16 protein-coding genes are annotated in these 19,220 nt (G+C 64.6%); 11 read left to right on the forward strand and 5 right to left on the reverse strand.

Translation table 11 applies throughout. From position 1 onward, the window contains the following. Window positions 1–6 precede the first annotated feature (6 nt). Window positions 7–486: a 2'-5' RNA ligase family protein gene (locus AC25Z0_RS15985; protein ID WP_488133827.1), complete on the forward strand. Its 480-nt coding sequence runs from the start codon at window positions 7–9 to the stop codon at window positions 484–486. 42 nt (window positions 487–528) lie between these two features. Here AC25Z0_RS15985 and lhgO read toward each other — a convergent pair whose 3' ends face one another. Continuing rightward, on the reverse strand, window positions 529–1,761 hold the full coding sequence (lhgO, locus tag AC25Z0_RS15990) for an L-2-hydroxyglutarate oxidase (protein WP_488133828.1): 1,233 nt from the start codon (window positions 1,759–1,761) through the stop codon (window positions 529–531). Between the two features lie 434 nt (window positions 1,762–2,195). On the opposite strand from lhgO, the gene AC25Z0_RS15995 reads away from it, so the two are divergent. The 8 genes from AC25Z0_RS15995 (at window position 2,196) to AC25Z0_RS16030 (ending at window position 13,467) form a co-directional block, all read left to right on the forward strand. Further along, window positions 2,196–5,441 carry a glycoside hydrolase family 3 C-terminal domain-containing protein gene (locus AC25Z0_RS15995; RefSeq protein ID WP_488133829.1) on the forward strand — a complete coding sequence of 1,082 codons (3,246 nt, stop codon included), beginning with the start codon at window positions 2,196–2,198 and terminating at the stop codon, window positions 5,439–5,441. Between the two features lie 28 nt (window positions 5,442–5,469). After that, window positions 5,470–7,041: a glycoside hydrolase family 30 protein gene (locus AC25Z0_RS16000; RefSeq protein ID WP_488133830.1), complete on the forward strand. Its 1,572-nt coding sequence runs from the start codon at window positions 5,470–5,472 to the stop codon at window positions 7,039–7,041. Window positions 7,042–7,216: 175 nt separating this feature from the next. Further along, complete coding sequence (locus tag AC25Z0_RS16005) at window positions 7,217–7,429, forward strand: heavy-metal-associated domain-containing protein (RefSeq protein ID WP_488121087.1); 213 nt, start codon at window positions 7,217–7,219, stop codon at window positions 7,427–7,429. A gap of 113 nt (window positions 7,430–7,542) precedes the next feature. Continuing rightward, window positions 7,543–9,780, forward strand: coding sequence for a heavy metal translocating P-type ATPase (locus tag AC25Z0_RS16010; protein WP_488133923.1), 2,238 nt, complete (start codon window positions 7,543–7,545; stop codon window positions 9,778–9,780). A gap of 195 nt (window positions 9,781–9,975) precedes the next feature. Beyond that, the gene (locus tag AC25Z0_RS16015) at window positions 9,976–10,971 is read left to right on the forward strand and encodes a sugar ABC transporter substrate-binding protein (RefSeq protein WP_488133831.1); all 996 of its coding nucleotides are present in this window, start codon (window positions 9,976–9,978) and stop codon (window positions 10,969–10,971) included. Between the two features lie 67 nt (window positions 10,972–11,038). After that, window positions 11,039–12,085, forward strand: coding sequence for an ABC transporter permease (locus tag AC25Z0_RS16020; protein WP_488133832.1), 1,047 nt, complete (start codon window positions 11,039–11,041; stop codon window positions 12,083–12,085). Next, window positions 12,082–12,927 carry an ATP-binding cassette domain-containing protein gene (locus AC25Z0_RS16025; protein ID WP_488133833.1) on the forward strand — a complete coding sequence of 282 codons (846 nt, stop codon included), beginning with the start codon at window positions 12,082–12,084 and terminating at the stop codon, window positions 12,925–12,927. Before AC25Z0_RS16020 ends, AC25Z0_RS16025 begins: the two co-directional genes overlap by 4 nt. Before the next feature lie 30 nt (window positions 12,928–12,957). Beyond that, entirely contained in the window at window positions 12,958–13,467 is a 510-nt protein-coding gene (locus AC25Z0_RS16030; RefSeq protein ID WP_488133834.1) for a hypothetical protein, read from the forward strand. 20 nt (window positions 13,468–13,487) lie between these two features. Here AC25Z0_RS16030 and AC25Z0_RS16035 read toward each other — a convergent pair whose 3' ends face one another. From AC25Z0_RS16035 to AC25Z0_RS16050, 4 genes are all read right to left on the reverse strand, one after another. After that, window positions 13,488–14,294, reverse strand: a complete 807-nt coding sequence (locus AC25Z0_RS16035; protein WP_488133835.1) for a hypothetical protein — start codon at window positions 14,292–14,294, stop codon at window positions 13,488–13,490. A gap of 45 nt (window positions 14,295–14,339) precedes the next feature. Next, complete coding sequence (locus AC25Z0_RS16040) at window positions 14,340–15,224, reverse strand: aldo/keto reductase (RefSeq protein ID WP_488133836.1); 885 nt, start codon at window positions 15,222–15,224, stop codon at window positions 14,340–14,342. Between the two features lie 71 nt (window positions 15,225–15,295). Continuing rightward, a complete protein-coding gene (locus AC25Z0_RS16045) occupies window positions 15,296–15,745 on the reverse strand; it encodes an arsenate reductase ArsC (protein WP_488133837.1) in 450 nt (149 codons plus the stop codon). Window positions 15,746–15,896: 151 nt separating this feature from the next. After that, the gene (locus AC25Z0_RS16050) at window positions 15,897–16,916 is read right to left on the reverse strand and encodes a VOC family protein (protein WP_488133924.1); all 1,020 of its coding nucleotides are present in this window, start codon (window positions 16,914–16,916) and stop codon (window positions 15,897–15,899) included. Between the two features lie 257 nt (window positions 16,917–17,173). On the opposite strand from AC25Z0_RS16050, the gene AC25Z0_RS16055 reads away from it, so the two are divergent. Together AC25Z0_RS16055 and AC25Z0_RS16060 are read left to right on the forward strand one after the other, a co-directional pair. Then, a complete protein-coding gene (locus tag AC25Z0_RS16055) occupies window positions 17,174–18,205 on the forward strand; it encodes a fumarylacetoacetate hydrolase family protein (protein ID WP_488133838.1) in 1,032 nt (343 codons plus the stop codon). Next, window positions 18,202–19,197 carry a cyclase family protein gene (locus tag AC25Z0_RS16060; protein ID WP_488133839.1) on the forward strand — a complete coding sequence of 332 codons (996 nt, stop codon included), beginning with the start codon at window positions 18,202–18,204 and terminating at the stop codon, window positions 19,195–19,197. The genes AC25Z0_RS16055 and AC25Z0_RS16060 overlap by 4 nt, the downstream gene beginning before the upstream one ends. The last annotated feature ends 23 nt before the right edge of the window (window positions 19,198–19,220 follow it).

A 19,220-nucleotide genomic window follows, 5' to 3' on the forward strand; every position in this document is an offset into this window, starting at 1 on the left:
CGGCGCATGCCCCGTCTTGTCGTCGTTCTTCCGCTGTCTCCGCTGCACGAGGGTGACAGCTTCGAGGTGGCTGCCTGGCCGCTGCACATCACGGTGTTGCCGCCCTTCCACACGGAAGCCGAGCCGGCGGATGTGGCCATGGTCATCGCATCCGTCGTCTCCGACCGGCCGGCAATGACGGTGCGCGCTGGTGGCGACGAGATGTTCGGGCGGCGCGAGAACGTGCCGGTGACACTCGTCGACGAAAAGGACGAGCTCACGAGGCTGCACCGGGATCTCGTCGCAGCGATGCGCCCACTCGCCACGTTTCCCGACGAGCCTGCCTTCACCGGGCCCGGCTTCCGCCCGCACATCACCATCAAGGGGGAAAGCAGGGTGCACGAGGGTGACGAGCTCACGCTCGGCCAGATCGCGCTCGTCGATATGGCACCCAGGGCGGCAGCGGGTGGCCGAACGGTGCTCGCCGCATTCCCACTGGCTGGGTGAGCCGGCGCGGGCCTCGGGCTCCGTCTGAGGTGTCAGCGAAGCCTACGACCGCACAGCCAGGTAGTTCTCGATCACATAGCTGGCAATGGACATTGACGAGGTGGCCGCAGGTGACGGCGCATTGCGGATCAACGTGACCGGGCCGACCTGGTCAACTGCGAAGTCGTCCAGCAGGGTGCCGTCCCTGCCCCACGCCTGCGCCCTGACTCCCGCAGCGGTCTTCGCCGTGAGATCCGTCATGGTCAACTCCGGTATGAACCGCCTGGCCTTCCGGTAGTACAGCGACTTGATGAGGGATCCGCTGATCTCGTCTGCCCCCATCCGCCAGTGTTGTTTCGCCAACGGCAATGCGCCCGGCCACGTGAGTGACTCCCAGGTGTCGCGCGCGGAGACGCTGCGCCAGCGGTACCCCTCGCGCGCCAGCGCAGGGACGGCATTGGGTCCGACGTGCACGTCGTCGTAGACGCCGCGTGTGAAGTGCACACCGAGGAACGGGAAACGCGGATCGGGCACCGGGTAAATCATGCCGCGCACCAGATCGGTGCGGTCAGCGGCAAGGGACCAGTACTCGCCGCGGAACGGCAGGATTCTGGGCGAGCTGTCTGCTCCCGTGAGGCGCGCGACGACGTCAGAATGAAGGCCTGGGCAGGCGATCACCCGGTCGAAGACGCGCTCAGCGCTTTCGGTGCGCATGCGCACCACCGATCCGTCGATATCGATGCCGATAACCTCCTGCCCGAGCAGGATTTCTCCGCCGGCCGCACGCACGTCCTGTGCCATGGCCTCGGTGATAGCCGCATAGTCGACCACCGCCGTGTGTGGCGAGTGGATGGCAGCGACGCCGGCGACGTGCGGCTCGATGTCTGACAGCTCGCTCCGATCATCGATGCGGCGCATGTCTGGCACGTTGTTGGCGATGGAACGCCGCTCAATGTCGGCCAGCGCCGCGAGCTCGGAGTCGTCAACGGCGACGACAAGCTTGCCCACCTCCCGGTAGGGCAGGCTCTTCTCCACGCAATAGTCGCGGATGGCCACGCGGCCGGCTGCGCACAGCTCTGCCTTCAGAGAACCAGGCTTGTAGTACAAGCCCGCATGCACGACACCGGAATTGTGTCCTGTTTGGTGCATTGCCAGCCGGGCTTCTTTCTCGAACACGGTCACCTCGCCGAGACCGCGTAGGGCCAACTCGCGTGCCAGCGCGATGCCGACGATGCCCCCGCCGATGATGCCGATCCGCTCGCCCATCTCAGCGGCTCTCGATCGCGTGCCAGACATCGCCCATGACATCGACGACGAGAGCCTGCTTCAGAGTGGCCTTCATGGGATCCTTCCGAACTGCGAGGGCGCGGGCAGCTCCGGGATGATGCGGCCATGCACACTCAACAGGATGTCGGTCGTGGAGGGGAAGAAGCAACACTCCCGTGTAACGAAATCGGAACTCGCTGCGTGCCGAGTTCACGGCAACGCGTTGGAGTTCAGCGCACAAAGATTGCAAGAACGCATGTTTTTGGGTCTCCCTTGACCCTTCTGAGGGATGGTGTCAGCCTTGGGGCATTCCGGTTCGCCGCAATATGAGGGTCCGACGTTGGGCTCTGGTGGCGGACAGCTCTCGCACACGAAGAGCCCAATTCCCGGGGGTGTGGCCGCAGCGCCTACCCCGGTTGAGATCGGCCCGATCGGTCGTTCACTGTGGACAAAGGGGTACACGCATGTTGAAAATCTTCGGTCGTCCTGGCTCGCCGCGGCATCTCGTGGCAGCCATTGGCATACTCACCGCCGGACTGCTGGTGGCAGTTCCGGTCACGGCCGCGTCAGCGGTGCCGCAGCAGGTCCAATCAGGGTCGCCAGGAGATCACCCGACAGATCACCCGACAGATCACCCGACACCGACACCGACACCGACTCCGACTCCGACACCGGAGCCGCCGGACGAGGTCACGTGGGACAACGACCCGGCAGTCGAGGCGCGGGTCGACCAAATACTCGCCCAAATGAACCTCGAGCAGAAGGTCGACCTGGCGACGGGTGAACTCAACAACCTCTATGGGTTCTACAACAACGCCCAGCCGGAGTTCGGCATCCCGGCCCAGACCATGGCCGATGGGCCCGTCGGTGTACGGGTCGCCAACCCAGCGATCAATGAGGGCAAGTCGACCCAGCTGCCGTCGGCAAGCTCGTTGGCTGCGACGTTTGACGCGGAGTTGGCGCTGAAGTACGGCGCACTCATTGGTGATGAGGCGTTCAGGACCGGCAACAACATGTCGCTCGCGCCGAGCGCCGACCTCGCCCGCACCCCGCTCTGGGGTCGCGCGTTCGAGGGGTATGGCGAAGATCCGCTGCTCTCCGGACTTATGGCTGGTCAATTCATCAGCGGCGTTCAGAGCAATGTCGGAGTCGGTGCCACGCTCAAGCACTTCCAGGTCTATAACCAGGAGACAGACCGCTTTGAGGTCAACGTGCTCGTCGGACAGCGAGCCCTGAACGAGATCTACAACCGTGCGTTCAGCATCGCTACGGAGAACGGCCGCCCGGCTGCCGGAATGTGCTCCTTCAACAAGATCAACAGCGTTCACGCCTGCGCGAACTCGTTGATGACGAGCATGTTCAAGGGAACAGACGGACTCCGCGGGTTCATCATGAGTGACTACAACGCCACTCCAGACACGAACAACGCGGCCAATGCCGGCCTTGACCAGGAACAGCCTGGTGACCAGGGACCTGACACGGCCAACTTCGGTGCCCGCCTGGTCGCCGCTGTCAACGCCGGGCAGGTTCCGATCTCTCGCGTCGACGACATGGCCCGCCGCATCCTTCGCGGCATGGTCGGACTCGGACTCATCGACAACCCCGTGGTGATCCAGCCGCTGGAGGTCGATGCAGACGCAGCGCTCGCCGAGCAAGTTGCCGCAGACGGCATGGTTCTGTTGAAGAACGAGAACGAGGTGCTGCCGGTCACACTGGGCGGCGACTCAGACTCGATCGCTGTGCTCGGCCCTGATGCCGATGACATCTCCGCACAGGGCGGTGGCTCATCGACCGTGTCGAAGCCGACAGTGACCGACAACAACCCGCTGGCCGGAATCACGGCGCGTGCAGGGGCGGATGCCACTGTCACGTACAGCCCCGGCACCGATGGAATCTCAGAAGGTGCACTGCTTCCCGGCGCTGCCCCCGTGCCGTCATCCGTTCTCACTCCTGTGGGCGGCGGAGCGGACGATCACGGGCTCTCGGCCCAGTACTGGTCGAACGACACGTTCTCTGGCGAACCGCATCTGGTGCAGGTCGACACGAACGTGAACGTGGACTTCGGGTTCCAGAACTTCCCCGGATTCAACGTCGCGTCGCCCAAGATTCCGACAGTTCGCGGCGACTTCGCCCTGCTGGGGAACCTCTCCGCGAAGTGGGACGGCACCTTCACCGCACCGGCAACAGCTGAGTACACCCTGGGCCTCACGGCTCGCGGGAATGCGACGCTGACCATCGACGGCGAAGAGTTCGTCACGCACTCAGGCGATCTCTCCTCGGTCGGCAAGGCAGTCACGTTGACGGAGGGCGAACCGCACACGGTCTCGATCACCTATGACGCGCCCGCCTTGAACCAGTACACCGGTGGACAGGTGCGGATGTTCTGGACTCACCCAGAGGACGTGCTGGCGCCGGCGATGCAGGCTGCTGTCGATGAGGCAGCCAAGGCCGACACCGCGATCATCGTCGTTCGCGACTATGAAACCGAAGCTGTTGACCGTCCAAGCCTGGACCTCCCGAACGAGCAACCGCAGCTGATCCGGCAGGTTGCCGCGGTCAACCCGAACACGATTGTCGTCATCGAGACGGGCGCAGTATCGACCATGTCGACGTGGGACGAGAATGTCGCGTCGGTGGTCCAGGCCTGGTACCCAGGCCAGGAGCAGGGAAGCGCGATCGCCAGCGTGTTGTTCGGCGACGTGAATCCCTCGGGCAGGTTGCCCGTCACCGCTCCGGTCGACGAATCGCAGGTTCCGGGCACACCGGCCGGCACCGTCGAGTACAGCGAAGGCGTCTTCATGGGCTACCGCGGATACGAGCACAACGATTACGAACCGCAGTATCCGTTCGGCCATGGTCTCTCGTACACGACCTTCGAGTACAGCGACCTTAATGCTGAGGTCAGTTCAGGAACGGATGTGACGGCAACGTTCACCGTGACGAACACCGGCAGCGTGGCTGGCAAGACGGTGCCGCAGCTCTACGTCGGCACACTCCCGACCGATGTTCCGACACCACCGGTGCAGCTTGCCGGGTGGGACAAGGTCAGCCTGGAGCCCGGTGAGAGCACAGAGGTCACCGTCACTCTCAACAAGGAGTCGATGTCGTACTGGGATTCATACGCCAACGCGTGGATCATGCCGTCTGGTCGGCTTGATGTCTCAGTGGGGACATCCGCTACCGACCTCGTACTCACCGACAAGGTGCGTGTGCGTTCGGATGACAAGGAAGGCGGCGGCCGCATCGAGCAAGGAGTGAGCTACAGCATCACCAACCAGCTGACCTCCAAGTGCGTCGATGCGCTGGATCACGGCACCTCGAATGGCACCCCGATCCAGATGTACGACTGCCCGGCGCCCGGACTCAACCAGCAATGGCAGTTCGAGAAGTCCGGACGCGGCGTCTTCACGATCACCGGCGTGGAAGCATCGCCCAAGGTGCTTGACGTCGCTGGCGGGCCAGCCGGAACGGAGGACGGTGCGAAGCTCCAACTCTGGACAGATGCAGGCCAGGACAACCAGCAGTTCAAGCCGGTGCGCGTCGGTGACGGAGGCTACCAATTCGTCATCAGGAGCAGCGGCAAGTGCCTGGGTGTCACCGGCGGATCTGTCGACAACGGGGCGCTGGTGGAGCAGCAGACCTGTGAGGACGGCAACGCGGCACAGACCTTCCAGCTCAACAAGATAACGGCAGCGGATGATGCAGGGTGACGCCAGTGAGTGACAGCCATTGGGCGGGTTGAGCACACGCTCTCCCGCAGGGGCTGACAGCATCCGCTCCCAGCAGCGCTGGTCACGAGTTCTCGTGCCAGCGTTGCTGGGCGTTGTGCTGCTTGCCGTGATGCTCTCGGCCTGTACAGGGCGGACGTCACCGTCGCCCACACCCTCGCCGTCGAGGACCGGGGGGCTGCCCGCGGCGGGGTGGGTGACCTCTGGCGATGGCTCAAAACTGCTCGCCGACCTGCCGGTCATGCTCACGACCAGCTCGTCGGGCACGCCGGATATCGCCATCGACACGGGTGCGGACAACCAGGCGATGGACGGCTTCGGCGCCGCACTCACGCACTCGGCCGCCGACGTGTTGATGCAGTTGCCAGAGGATCGCCGGTCAGACGTGATGACCGAGCTGTTCGACCCGGCAGGGCCGGTGCGAATCTCGCTCCTGCGCATCCCGATCGGCGCTTCAGACTTCGTTCCGTCTGAGGCCTTCACCCTCGACGATGTGCCGAGCGGTGAGCAGGACTGGGACCTCCAGCAATTCAGCACGGCCCCAGACCAAAACACCCTGCAGCCTCTGCTGCGGCAAGCCCTGGAGCTGAACCCCGACCTCAAGATCATCGCGTCGCCCTGGAGCCCTCCTGCCTGGTTGAAGACGTCGGGCAGTCTCGACGGCGGTGCGCTGATCGACGACCAGCGGGCGTATGACACCTATGCCCAGTACCTGGTGAGGTTCGTGCAGGACTACCGGGAGGCGGGCATCGACATCTGGGCGCTCACCGTTCAAAACGAACCTCAGTTGCGCAACCCCGACGGCTATCCAGGAACCGATATGCCGGTCTTCCAGGAAGCCAGACTCATCGAGACCCTGGGCCCGAAGCTCACAGACGCCGGCCTCGCCACCGGAATCATGGGCTTCGACCACAACTGGGAGCTGAATCCAGCGGATGCCGCTGCCACCCCAGACGGACAGGACCCTGCCTACCAATACCCCGCAGACCTGCTGCGCACACCGGCTGCCGAGTGGCTGATCGGCACCGCGTTCCACTGCTATTACGGCTCGGCCTCGGCGCAGTCCGAGCTGCATGACGCGTTCCCCGACAAGGGCATCTGGGTCACCGAGTGCTCAGGGTCGCACAGTGAGGGGGACAGCGAGGAGAAGATCTTCGCCGACACCCTGGACTGGCAGTCGACCAACCTGCTGATTCCGGCCACGCGCAACTGGGCGCAGGGGGTGCAGACGTTCAACCTGGCGCTCGACCCAGACGGTGGTCCTCACGTGGGCGGATGCGACACGTGCACGGCCGTGGTGACCGTGCACCCCGACGGCACGGTCACCCGGAACGCCGAGTACTACCTGCTCGCCCAGGCCGGGCAGTTCGTGCAGCCGGGCGCCGTCCGCCTCGGCTCTGACACCGGCGACGACAGCCCCATCGCGCAGGTGGCTTTCCGCAACCCCGACGGGTCACTCGCCCTCATCGCCTACAACTCAGCGGATGCCGCAACCAGGGTCACGGTCGCCGCCGGCGGCGCGCGACTGACGGCAACGCTGCCGGCGAAGTCGCTCGCGACCCTGGTCTGGGGTGCGGGCTAGCCAACGTCGGTGGCCCCGCTGGTCGAGGAGCGAGCGCCAGCGAGTGTCTCGAGACCCCGTGGCCCGAGTCCCCGAGACCCCGGAGGCGAACCACTGGTGCGGGAATACCCCACGGGGGTACCGTGGTTGTACATTCCGATACCCCTCACGGGTATATTCAGCAAAGGAGACAACTATGACTACGAGTGAATACCAGGTGACCGGAATGACCTGCGGCCACTGCGAGATGTCAGTTCGAGAAGAAGTCAGCCAGATCGCGGGCGTCGACTCCCTCACTGTCGCTGCAGCGACAGGTCAACTTTTGGTGACCAGCCAGGACACCCTCGATGACGCCGCCGTGATCGCCGCTGTCGAAGAGGCCGGATACCAGGCGGTGCGCATTCCGTGAACCGTCCGATGAGTTCTGAATCGACATCCGCAACCGGCGCAGCACCCGACCCGGTTGCCACGCCCCACACGCCCGCCGTACCGGGTGCCGTCGTCGAACTGGCGATCAGCGGAATGACCTGCGCCTCCTGCGCCATGCGCATCGAGAAGAAGCTCAACAAGCTCGACGGTGTCGCCGCGACAGTCAACTACGCCACGGAGAAGGCCAAGGTCACCACCCCTGCTGACCTGGATCCGCTGGCCTTGATCGCCGAGATTGAGAAGACCGGGTACTCGGCAACTCTCTCTGCGTCCACGACCAGGCTGCGTTCAAGCTCCCGCCCGGCGCGGCCGAGCGACCCGCTGGCCGCGCAACCCAGCGAGCTGCCCGCCGACCAGCCAGACCCCGAGCTCACAACCCTCCGCACCCGGCTGGTCGCCTCGATCGTGCTGTCGATCCCGGTGATCGCCATGGCCATGATCCCCGCGCTGCAGTTCCCGTACTGGCAGTGGGCGTCGCTGGTCCTCGCGTCGCCCGTCATCCTCTGGGGGGCATGGCCGTTCCACAAGGCAACGTGGACCAACCTGCGTCATGGCGCAGCCACCATGGACACGCTCATCTCCGTTGGCACCCTCTCCGCCTACATCTGGTCGCTGTACGCCCTGTTCTTCGGCACCGCCGGCATGCCAGGCATGACCCACGGATTCGAGTTCACCGTCGCACCAAGCGATGGCGCCGGAAACATCTACTTCGAGGTCGCCGCCGGCGTCACCATGTTCGTCCTGGCCGGCCGCTACGTCGAAAAACGCTCCAAGCGCCAGGCCGGCGCCGCCCTGCGCGCTCTGCTCGGACTCGGAGCCAAGGACGTTGCACGGCTGAGAGACGGCGTCGAAACCCGCATCCCGATCGAGCAGCTCTCCGTAGGCGACGAGTTCGTCGTGCGGCCAGGCGAGAAGATCGCGACAGACGGCGTGATCGTCTCCGGCGCCTCTGCCGTTGACGTGAGCATGCTGACCGGCGAATCGATCCCCGTCGAGGTCGGCGAGGGCGACGCCGTGACCGGTGCCACTCTGAACGCCAGCGGACGCCTCGTCGTTCGTGCCACCCGTGTCGGAGCCGACACCCAGCTGGCCCAGATGGCCACACTCGTCGAAGACGCCCAGTCGGGCAAAGCGGATGTCCAAAGGCTCGCCGACAAGGTATCCGGCGTCTTCGTGCCCATCGTCATCGTCATCGCGCTCGCGGTGCTCGGCGCCTGGATCATGCTCGGCTTCCCGCTGGCCTCCGCGTTCACGGCCGCCGTTGCCGTGCTCATCATCGCCTGCCCGTGCGCGCTCGGACTGGCAACGCCGACGGCTTTGCTCGTCGGCACCGGCAGGGGCGCCCAACTCGGCATCCTGATCAAGGGCCCTGAGGTATTGGAGTCCACCCGCACGGTCGACACGATCGTGCTCGACAAGACCGGAACCGTGACAACGGGCAAGATGACGCTGCTCGACGTGCTGACCGTCGACGGCACCTCCCGCGAAGACCTGCTGAGGTTGGCCGGCGCGCTGGAGGACGCCTCAGAGCACCCCATCGCCCAGGCCATTGCCAAGGCTGCCACCCAGCAGGTCGGGCCGCTGCCCGTTCCAGAGTCCTTCACCAACGTCGAGGGCAAGGGCGTGCAGGGCATTGTCGATGGGCATGCCGTGCTCGTCGGGCGCGACAGCCTGCTGGCCGACTGGTCGCAGCAGCTTCCAGAGGAGCTCGCCCTCGCGAAAGCCGCGGCTGAGTCCGCGGGCAAGACCGCGGTCGCGGTGGGCTGGGACGGTGAGGCCCGCGGTGTGCTGGTCGTCGCCGATGCAATCAAGGCCACCAGCGCCGAAGCCATCGCCCAATTCAGGGCGCTCGGTTTGACGCCGGTCCTGCTCACCGGTGACAACCGCGCCGTCGCCGAACAGGTCGCTGCGGAGGTCGGTATCACCGACGTCATCGCAGAGGTGATGCCGAGTGACAAGGTCGACGTGATCATCCGCTTGCAGTCAGAAGGCAAGGTCGTCGCGATGGTCGGCGACGGTGTCAACGACGCCGCTGCCCTCGCGCAGGCCGACCTGGGCCTGGCCATGGGCACGGGAACGGATGCCGCGATCGAAGCCGCAGACATCACCCTCGTCCGTGGTGATCTCCGCGCTGCAGCGGATGCCATCCGGCTTTCCCGTCGCACGCTCGGCACGATCAAGACCAATCTGTTCTGGGCGTTCGCGTACAACGTGGCGGCGATTCCGCTCGCCGCACTTGGACTGCTGAACCCCATGCTCGCCGGGGCTGCCATGGCGTTCTCGAGCGTGTTCGTGGTGGGCAACAGCCTGCGTCTGCGCTCGTTCAGGTAGCTCGTTCAGGTAGGCGGTACGCGCCTTGCCGCCGCGTGCAGTGCAGCGTTGAATTCAGCACACAGGCGTCGCACCCGTACCATCTACAGGGGGCGATTTCGGTAGCGGTAGGTACCAGCCGATCAATCGGCCAGTGCCAGGTGGGCATCCGGCAGACATCACTCAGACCACCAACAACCCAACGGAGTACGCATCGTGAAGCAGAGAACACGCTGGCTGGCGGCTTTGATCGCTGTGCCGCTCGCATTGCCGCTTGCCCTGGCGGGCTGCACCGCCACCGGCACCGCGAGCACGGCGTCGGCCGGGTCGGCCTCCGGCTCCGGCTCAGGCGACAAGGTCACGATCGCGGTCGTCACGCACGGCACCGCCGGCGACGCCTTCTGGGATGTCGTCAAGAGCGGGGCAGAGCAGGCGGGAGCAGACCTCGGCGCCACGGTCACCTATCAGGGTGACGGCGATCCGGTCAATCAGAGCCAGCTCATCGAATCGGCGATCGCCATGAAGCCAGACGGTCTCATCGTGTCGATGGCCAACCCGGATGGCGTCAAAGACGCCGTCGAGAAGGCCGTCGCCGCCGGTATCCCGGTCATCACCATCAACTCCGGCCTCGACAGGTCGAAGGAGTTCGGCGCACAGACCCACGTGGGCCAGAGCGAATTCATCGGCGGGCAGGGTGCCGGCGAGAAGCTCGCTGATGCCGGCGCGAAGAACGTGATCTGCGTCATTCACGAGGCCGGAAACACGGGACTTGAGGATCGCTGCAACGGTGCAGCCGACACACTCGGCGGCACGATGAGTAACGTGCAGGTCGATATCTCCAATCTCGCGGATGCCCAGAACACCATCAAGAGCAAGCTGCTGGCCGACCCGTCCATCGACGGCGTGCTCGCGCTCAACTCCGCGATCGGCGTGGCCGCCAGCCAGGCCGTGACAGAGGCGAAGAGCAAGGCCGTGCTCGGAACGTTTGACGTGTCAGCGGATGTCACCCAGCTCATTACCGACGGAAAGATCCTCTTCGCTGTTGACCAGCAGCCGTATTCGCAGGGCTACCTGCCTGTCACGTTCCTGGTGCTGCAGGCGCGCAATGGCGACGTCGTCGGTGGCGGGCAGCCGGTCTACTCCGGCCCAGGCTTCGTGACCAAGGAGAACGTCGCGCAGGTGGCGACGTTCGCAAAGAACGGCACGCGATGAATGGCATCCGATGAATGGCAAACGATGAACGGCATCCGATGAACGACGCCCCGATGAGCGGCATCCGATGACCGAGACTGCCGTCACAACGACACCCGCCGATGAGCGGGTGAAGGCGACCAACCCGATCGTCACACTGCTGCGCCGCCCCGAAATCGGCGCGGCGATCGCTGCCCTCGCAATTTTCATTTTCTTCTCGGTGATCACCGAGGCGTTCCTGACCCCGGCCGGGGTGTCCACCTGGCTGTACTCCGCGTCCTTGTTCGGCATCATGGCCGTGGCTGTCGCCCTCCTCATGATTGGCGGCGAGTTTGACCTTTCCGCCGGCGCGATGACCGGCACAACCGGCCTGATCGTTGGCGTGATCACCACGCAGTGGGGCCTGAACATCTGGCTCGCCATGGCCATCGCCCTCGCGACAGCTCTCTTGATTGGCGCGGCCAATGGCTACGTCGTGATGAAGACCGGCCTGCCCAGCTTCATCGTGACGCTGGCGACGTTCTTCATCCTGCAGGGTCTCAACCTGGCCGTGACCAAAATCATCACCGGCACCGTTGCCATCCAGGGTATGGGCGCGGTCCCCGGTTTCGACACCGTCAAGATCTACTTCGGATCCTCCGTTCCCGTCTTCGGCATGGACCTCAAGGTCTCCGTCATCTGGTGGATCGTCCTGGTTGCCGTCGCCACCTGGGTGCTGCTCCGCACCAGGGCAGGCAACTGGATCTTCGCCGTCGGCGGCGATGCCGCGAGTGCGCGCCAGACCGGTGTTCCGGTCATGAAAACCAAGATCGGGCTGTTCATGACGACGGCAGGCGCCGGCTGGCTCGTCGGGATGCTGCAGCTCTTCGACGTCTCCACCGTGCAGGCCACGACCGGCATCGGCCAGGAGTTCATCTACATCATCTGCGCCGTCGTCGGCGGTTGCCTGCTCACGGGCGGGTACGGCTCGGCTATCGGTGCCGCTCTCGGCGCGCTCATCTACGGCATGACGCTGCAGGGCATCGTCTTCGCCCAGTGGGACAACAACTGGCTGAAGGCCTTCCTCGGCGGGATGCTGCTGCTCGCGGTGCTCGTCAATCTCTCGGTGCGCAGGCAGGCAGGGGTGCGCTCATGAGCCAGGATGAGGCATCCGCTGGCGTGCCAGCTGCCGAACAGGCAGGCGCCGTCGCACAAACAGGCGCCAGCGCGCAGCCGCTGCTTGAGGTGCGCAACATCGGCAAGTCCTACGGGTCGATCATCGCGTTGCGGGGTGTCAGCGCGTCGGTGGGCGCTGGCGAGGTGCTGTGCGTGCTGGGCGACAACGGCGCAGGCAAGTCCACGTTCATCAAGATTTTGGCCGGTGCGCACCAGCATTCTGAGGGCACCTTGCTCGCCTACGGCGAGGAGCGCACGTTCTCGAGTCCGCGGGACGCCCTCGACCTCGGCATTGCCACCGTCTACCAGGACCTGGCCGTCGTTCCCCTCATGCCGGTCTGGCGCAACTTCTTCCTCGGGTCGGAGAAGACGCGCGGGCGCGGTCCGCTCAGCAGGCTTGATGTGAAGGCGATGCGCCGCATCACCAAGGACGAACTCGGCAAGATGGGCATCGACCTGCGCGACGTCGACCAGCCGATCGGCACGCTCTCCGGGGGAGAACGGCAGTCGGTGGCGATTGCGCGCGCCGTGTATTTCGGGGCCAAGATCGTCATTCTGGATGAGCCGACATCCGCTCTCGGCGTGAAGCAGGCCGGCCTCGTGCTCCGCTACATCGCGCAGGCACGCGACCGCGGACTCGGCGTGGTCTTCATCACGCACAACCCGCAGCACGCCTATCCCGTCGGCGACCGATTCCTGTTGCTGAAACGCGGCACGAGCATCGGCACCTTCACCAAGGCTGAGATCGCGATTGATGAGATGACCCGGCTCATGGCCGGTGGCGATGAGCTGGAGGCGCTGGCGCACGAGCTCGAGCGGTGACAGGATGCTAGTGCTCGGAAGGGGGTAGAGGTGGGCGCAGCACACACGCCGTCGACACAGGGTTTCTGGTCTGGCTTGATCACGCCAGAGTCTGTTTACGGCACGATCCTTGTCGGAGGTGTTGTCGTCGGCGCCGGGGCGGTCGACGCGACAGCGTGGCACACCTTCCTCGCGATGCTCGGCACCGTGCTGGTCTTTTGGTCTGCCCATGTGTACGCCGGCACGATCGCTGCCCACGCTGAGAGGGCGGATGCAGAGACGAGGATTCGCCCCGCGCTCCAGCGATCAATTCACCGCTCGCTGGGCTTCCTCACGTCTGCCGTGCTGCCCATGGTTGTTCTTCTCCTCGGGGCGCTCGAGGTTATTCCCGACGAACTATCGATGTGGATCGCGCTCTGGCTAGGCGTCGTCATCCTCGGAGTAATCGGCTACAGCGCTTTCACGCTGCGGGGGAGCAGCCTGCCGGTTCGGATTCTCGGCTGCGTGGGAACCGCTGCTTTCGGAATAGCAATCATTGCGCTGAAAGCGCTCATCCACTGAATCGCCTGTAGCGGAGTTGGTTACGCGCCGAAGCCGGCAATCCGGTTCATCGCTGCGCGCCTGATGAGGTCGCGAGGGTCGGCGATCACCTGGTGGTTGAGGTAGAAACCTTCGAACCAGGCCAGCACTTCTGCCGCCGGCATTCCGATGGTCTCCCAGTCGATGCCCGGCTCTGCAGCGGATGCCGGATGGCCGGTTTCGCTGTTCAGCCAGGCTCGCGCAATCGGTACGTCGGCCGGCTCGTGCTCCGGCGTCCAGAGAAGTGCGATCGGCTGGTCTGCGCCGTCGAGGTGCGTGTGGTCAACCTGGCCGGCACCGAGCCAGGGGAGCATCAGCAGGTCGCCTTCCACCTGCACCTCAATGATTTCGAGGGGCACAGGCTCGTAATCCCGCGCGTAGACGGGCAGGCCGATGTAGCACCACTCCGCTGCCTCCTCGATGTCGTCGAGCAGCTCTGGCAGGAGCGGCAGCACGTGTGCAATCTGGCGCGTGATCCACTCGAAGAGCGCTTCGGTGTCGGCGGCGGGCCAGGGGCTCGCGTCGAGAGGCTCGCCAGCTCCGTCGTGGAAATGGTGGTCGAGTCGATCGCCGCTGACCTCAAGGTGGAGCTGCCCGTCGGGGAACTCGATGTAGAAGGCCGCGAACTCTTTGCCATCGTCTTCGAGCAATTCAGCGTCGAAGTCGGGGTGCTGGAATCGGGCGGGCAGCGATGGGCCGCCGACCGGAACATGTCCCAGATTAAGGACGGCGCGGAAGGTGGTCGCTGGCAGGCGAAGTGTCGGGTCGGTCACCACGTCGAGAATAGCGGAGATGGCGCGGTCGGGCACCTTTACCGCCCACCTGTCGGCCCGCCTGCCCGCCCGCCAGCCTGCCTAGGCTTCTGGAATTGGGCGCCCGAACGTCTCGAGCGTGATCACCTCAGGCTCTGGTCCGCCGCGCACCCCGGTATCCAGGGCGTCGATCTCGCGCAGCTCATCAGTCGAGAGTTCGAAGTCGAACACGTCGAAGTTCTCCCGAATGCGCTCTGGCCTCACCGACTTCGGGATCGCGGAGCGACCCTCCTGCAGGTGCCAGCGCAGCATGATCTGGGCGGCCGTCTTTCCGTGCTCCGCACCGATTCGCAGCAGAACCGGATCGTTGAACGTGCTGCGACGCTCGTCTCCCCGGTACGAGGTGATGCCGCCGATCGGCGACCAGGCCTGCGTGACGATGCCGTTGTCGGCATCCGCTTTCTGCACATCTGGCTGGGTGAAGTACGGATGCACCTCCACCTGGTTCAGCGCTGGGACGACGTCGATGTGCTCGAGCAGCGGCGCCAGGTGCCGCGGCATGAAGTTGCTCACGCCGATCGCCCGCACTCGCCCATCGGAGAGCAGGGTTTCGAGCGCCCGGTATGCGTTCACCGTCCGGTCGAACTCGCCGGGGAGCGCCTGGTGCAGGATCAGCAGGTCGATGGTCTCGACACCGAGCTTCCGGCTGCTCTTCTCGAACGCATGCAGCGTGTCGTCGTAGCCGTAGTCGCTGATCCAGACCTTCGTCTCGATGAAGATCTCGTCGCGGTCCAGCCCTGAGGTGCGGATGGCCGCGCCGACCTCACGCTCGTTGCCGTATGCGGCAGCCGTGTCGATGAGGCGGTAGCCGGTCTGGAGGGCTGCTTCGACGGCATCCGTTGTCACGTCTGGTGGGGTCTGAAAGACGCCGAACCCGAGGGCCGGCATCGGGACGCCGCCGGCCAGTGTGATGGTGTGTGTGTCCATGGTCCGACACTATGCCTGCGTTGTCGGGGGAGGCAGGTCCTGTCAGTACTCCCAGCCGGGAGGCTCAGGCCTTAGGCCTCTGGCTGGTCTGCGAGAAGCTCTGCGAGGAGTTGCTCGATGCGGCGCTTGATGTCGTCCCGAATGGGGCGCACGGCGTCGATGCCCTGGCCGGCCGGGTCGTCAAGCTGCCAGTCCTCGTAGCGCTTGCCGGGGAAGATGGGGCAGGCGTCGCCACAGCCCATCGTGATGACGACGTCGGAGTCGCGCACGGCATCCGTTGTGAGGATCTTGGGGATGTTGCCCGCGATGTCGATGCCGTCTTCGGCCATGGCCGCAATTGCAACCGGGTTGATCTGGTCCTTCGGCTCTGAGCCGGCGGAGAGCACGTCGACGCGTCCGCCGGAGAGGGCCTGCAGGTAGCCGGCGGCCATCTGTGACCGGCCGGCATTGTGCACGCACACGAAGAGGACGGTGGGCTTCTCGGGTGCTTCGGTGTTCGAGGGCTCGGTGTTCGAGAGCATGGTGGGGCGCCATTCTGCGTGGTTTAAGGCGCCACGCTGCATCGTGAAAACAGTGACAACTGTCTATTCGAAAGCGTAAGAACTACATTGACGTTTGTCAATATAGAGGATGGGGCCGGCCTCATGATGAGACCGGCCTCATACGGATTTCTCAGCCGCGCCCCTGCTCTGCATAGGGGTTGATGATGGCGGCGAGCGTATCCGGGTGCACGCCCTCTTCGGTTGCGCTGGGGCCGTCGGCTGGCGGGAACGATTCCGTCATCGACATCGGCATCGAGCCGTTGCGGTAGAAGTTGTTCGACCCCTGCGACGGCTTCCAGTCATAGGGCTCCCAGTCGGGGACGTAGTTGCGGTACCCGCCGGTGTTGACCTCCACCCGCATGCCGCTCGGGTCTCGGAAGTAGAGGAAGCTCTGCTCTCCGATGCCGTGGATGGACGGACCGTACTCGATGTTGGTGCCGTTCTCCATGAGGATGTCAGCACCCTGGAGGAGCTCTTCCCTGGTGTCGACCCAGTACGCGTAGTGGTTGACGCGGCCGGCGCGGCTGGATCCGTCATAGACGATGCCGAGGTCGTGCGACTTCTCGTTCGTTGTGATGACGCCGAAGACGGTGAGCGGAGCCTCATCGAGCTCGGTGAAGGCCATCGACCTGAAGCCGAGTACGTCGCCGTACCACTGGGCGAATCCCTTGACATCGCTTGCGGCAACTGTCACGTGATCGAGCTGTCGAGGTGCCACGGCGTGCGTGCTTCGGCGCTCAGGCCGATCAGGGTAGATCGAAGCAAACTCGCCCTCGCCCTTGTACTTCTCGACATCCCAGTAAAGCTCCATGGTGTGTCCGTATGGACCGGTGAACGTGTAGGAGCGGCCGTGCCCGAAGCTCTTCTGGTTCCATGTGCCAGCATGGCCAGCCTCTTCAATCCGACGAACGGCTTCATGGAGAGCCTCGTCGCTGGCGGTGCGCCAGGCCATGACCGCGAGAGTCGTTTCCGGCCCTTCGGAGATCACCAGGCTGTGGGTGTAATAGTCGCCCCACGCCCGCAGGTAGTGCTTGCCGTCCTCGGTGTGGATGGTGCGAAGCCCCACCTGCTTTTCGTAAAAGCTGACGGAAGCGGCGACATCCGGAGTCGTAATCTCGACGTGCGACAAGTGAGAGAGCAGTTTGATCATCATTGATCCCTTCGGTTCGTGAAAGTCGGCGGGCATTGTTCTGCCAGCTCACCCACTGTCGCTTCCCCTGTTCCATCAAGGAAGCTGAAACTCCTGATGCCGATCATCAGGTTGGGTTATGAGTCGCCGATGCTCTGACATGGGTATCAGCCCAGTCGATGACGAGCATCAGCGATATGCACTTCACTGATGGCGTCAGAGTCGCTTGGATGAACATCACGCCCCGCGACGCTGCGAGGCCGTGATCGGAGATCTACGTGACATCGTCGTCAACAGGCCTAACGGCCCCCTTCGCACTTGCCCGCTATCGTCTCGGCGCGCCGGCCTCGCCGGATGCCCACGCTCGCGAAGGCACCAACCCGCCGATCCTCGGCTTGGTCGTGGCTGATCGTATTCGGCCGCTCACTCCGACTGAACTCGGCGCGGCCGATCTGAACAGCTTCCTGTCCGAGTGCCCGGCCGCGTGGGATCGACTTGCTCAGCTGGCTGACACGGTGACGACGGATGCCGGTTCTCCGTGGATCCCGCTCGCCGACGTCACGCTCACGGCCCCCGTCGAGCCCCAACAGGTGCTGCAGACTGGCGCGAACTACCGGACGCACGTTATCGACCTGGTCGTCGCTGGTCGTCAGAAGTCGGATCCCCGTCCGGTCGAGGAACTGCGTGAATGGGCAGGGAACATGATGGACACCCGAGCACGAGAGGGTATTCCGTACTTCTTCATCGGGCTCCCGGCGTGCGTTGTGGGGGACGACGTCGACCTCGTCCTTCCCGGGTACAGCGACCAACACGACTGGGAAATCGAACTCGCGATCGTGATCGGCAAGCCGGCATACAGGGTGGATCGGGAGCACGCGCTTGAGCACGTCGCCGGCTACACGATCGCGAATGACATCACGACCCGCGACCTGGTCTTCCGCACCGACATGAAGGAGATCGGCACCGACTGGTATCGCGCCAAGAACGCACCGGGCTTCCTTCCTGTCGGTCCCTTTCTCGTGCCGGTGGGTGCGGTGGCTGACGCTGGAGATCTGCGCCTGACACTCACGCTCAATGGCGACACGATGCAGGACGCGACGACGAGCGATCTGCTCTTCGATATCCCTGCACTGATCTCCGGCGCCTCGCAGAACATGCCTCTACTTCCAGGTGATCTGCTGCTCACCGGTAGCCCGGCAGGCAACGGCGCGAAATGGGGACGGCTTCTGCGAGACGGGGACGTCATGGTTGCCACGATTGACGGCTTCGGTACTCAGGCCGTCCGGTGCGTCGAGGAAGCCACGCGATGAGCTCACCGACAGAAGACCCCGCCGAACTCGACCGCTCCGATGCTGACCGCCATGTCGCCGAGAGTGCGAAAGCCTTCCGCAACTGGGGCCGATGGGGCGACGATGACGCCATCGGAACACTGAACTTCATCGACGACGCCGGCCGGGCGAGTGCGGCAAAACTCGTGCGCTCTGGACGCAGCTTCTCTCTGTCACAGCCGTTCGACATGAACGGCCCGCAGCTGGGATGGAGGCGCCGCACCAATCCGGTGCACACCATGCTCGACACTGGCACCGATGCCGCCGCCGGAATCCAAGGGTTTCCTCATGGCCTTGGCGGAGCAGACGACGTCGTTGCGATGCCCCTGCAATGCTCTACCCAGTGGGATGGTCTCGGCCACATCTTCGACAACGGAGTCGCGTGGAACGGGCGCCCGGCCGGGTCCGTCGTCACGAGCGAGGGAGATCTTGTCACGGGCATCGAACATGCCGCCGGCGTGATCACCGGGCGCGGCGTCCTGCTCGATCTTGGCAGGCACCTGGCACCCGAATCAGGAGAGCTCGACGACGGATACGCCATCACGACCGCTGAGCTCCTCGCTTGCATTGAAGCGCAGGGAGCGACGAGTGCTGTCGGCCGCGGCGACATCGTCCTGGTTCGGACAGGGCGCTACACCCGTGCGCGCCGCGAAGGCTGGAACGGATACGCCGGCGGACCGAGCGCCGGGCTGTCATTCACCACCGCCGGATGGCTGCATCGAACTGAGATCGCCGCGATCGCCACCGATACCTGGGGATTCGAAGTCCGTCCGAACGAGTTCGACGAGGCTTTCCAGCCATTGCATCAGATCGCCATCCCCAACATCGGACTGACTATCGGCGAGATGTGGGATCTCGACGCACTCGCCGAGTACTGCGCTGCATCCGGAAACTACGACTTCCTCCTCACCGCCCCGCCGTTACCGATCACAGGGGCAGTCGGATCACCGGTCAACCCCATCGCCCTCACCTGACCCGCCATTCGCCAGACTAAGGA

This window comes from Leifsonia sp. Y862 (assembly GCF_057669585.1).

Excerpts from the sequence above, each read along its gene's own strand:
- AC25Z0_RS15995 (WP_488133829.1), top strand. The coding sequence starts at position 2,196 with ATGTTGAAAATCTTCGGTCGTCCTGGCTCGCCGCGGCATCTCGTGGCA.
- AC25Z0_RS15985 (WP_488133827.1), top strand. The coding sequence starts at position 7 with ATGCCCCGTCTTGTCGTCGTTCTTCCGCTGTCTCCGCTGCACGAGGGT.
- AC25Z0_RS16050 (WP_488133924.1), bottom strand. The coding sequence starts at position 16,916 with ATGATCAAACTGCTCTCTCACTTGTCGCACGTCGAGATTACGACTCCG.
- AC25Z0_RS16045 (WP_488133837.1), bottom strand. The coding sequence starts at position 15,745 with ATGCTCTCGAACACCGAGCCCTCGAACACCGAAGCACCCGAGAAGCCC.
- AC25Z0_RS16010 (WP_488133923.1), top strand. The coding sequence starts at position 7,543 with ATGACCTGCGCCTCCTGCGCCATGCGCATCGAGAAGAAGCTCAACAAG.
- AC25Z0_RS16020 (WP_488133832.1), top strand. The coding sequence starts at position 11,039 with ATGACCGAGACTGCCGTCACAACGACACCCGCCGATGAGCGGGTGAAG.
- AC25Z0_RS16025 (WP_488133833.1), top strand. The coding sequence starts at position 12,082 with ATGAGCCAGGATGAGGCATCCGCTGGCGTGCCAGCTGCCGAACAGGCA.
- AC25Z0_RS16005 (WP_488121087.1), top strand. The coding sequence starts at position 7,217 with ATGACTACGAGTGAATACCAGGTGACCGGAATGACCTGCGGCCACTGC.
- AC25Z0_RS16060 (WP_488133839.1), top strand. The coding sequence starts at position 18,202 with ATGAGCTCACCGACAGAAGACCCCGCCGAACTCGACCGCTCCGATGCT.
- AC25Z0_RS16040 (WP_488133836.1), bottom strand. The coding sequence starts at position 15,224 with ATGGACACACACACCATCACACTGGCCGGCGGCGTCCCGATGCCGGCC.
- lhgO (WP_488133828.1), bottom strand. The coding sequence starts at position 1,761 with ATGTCTGGCACGCGATCGAGAGCCGCTGAGATGGGCGAGCGGATCGGC.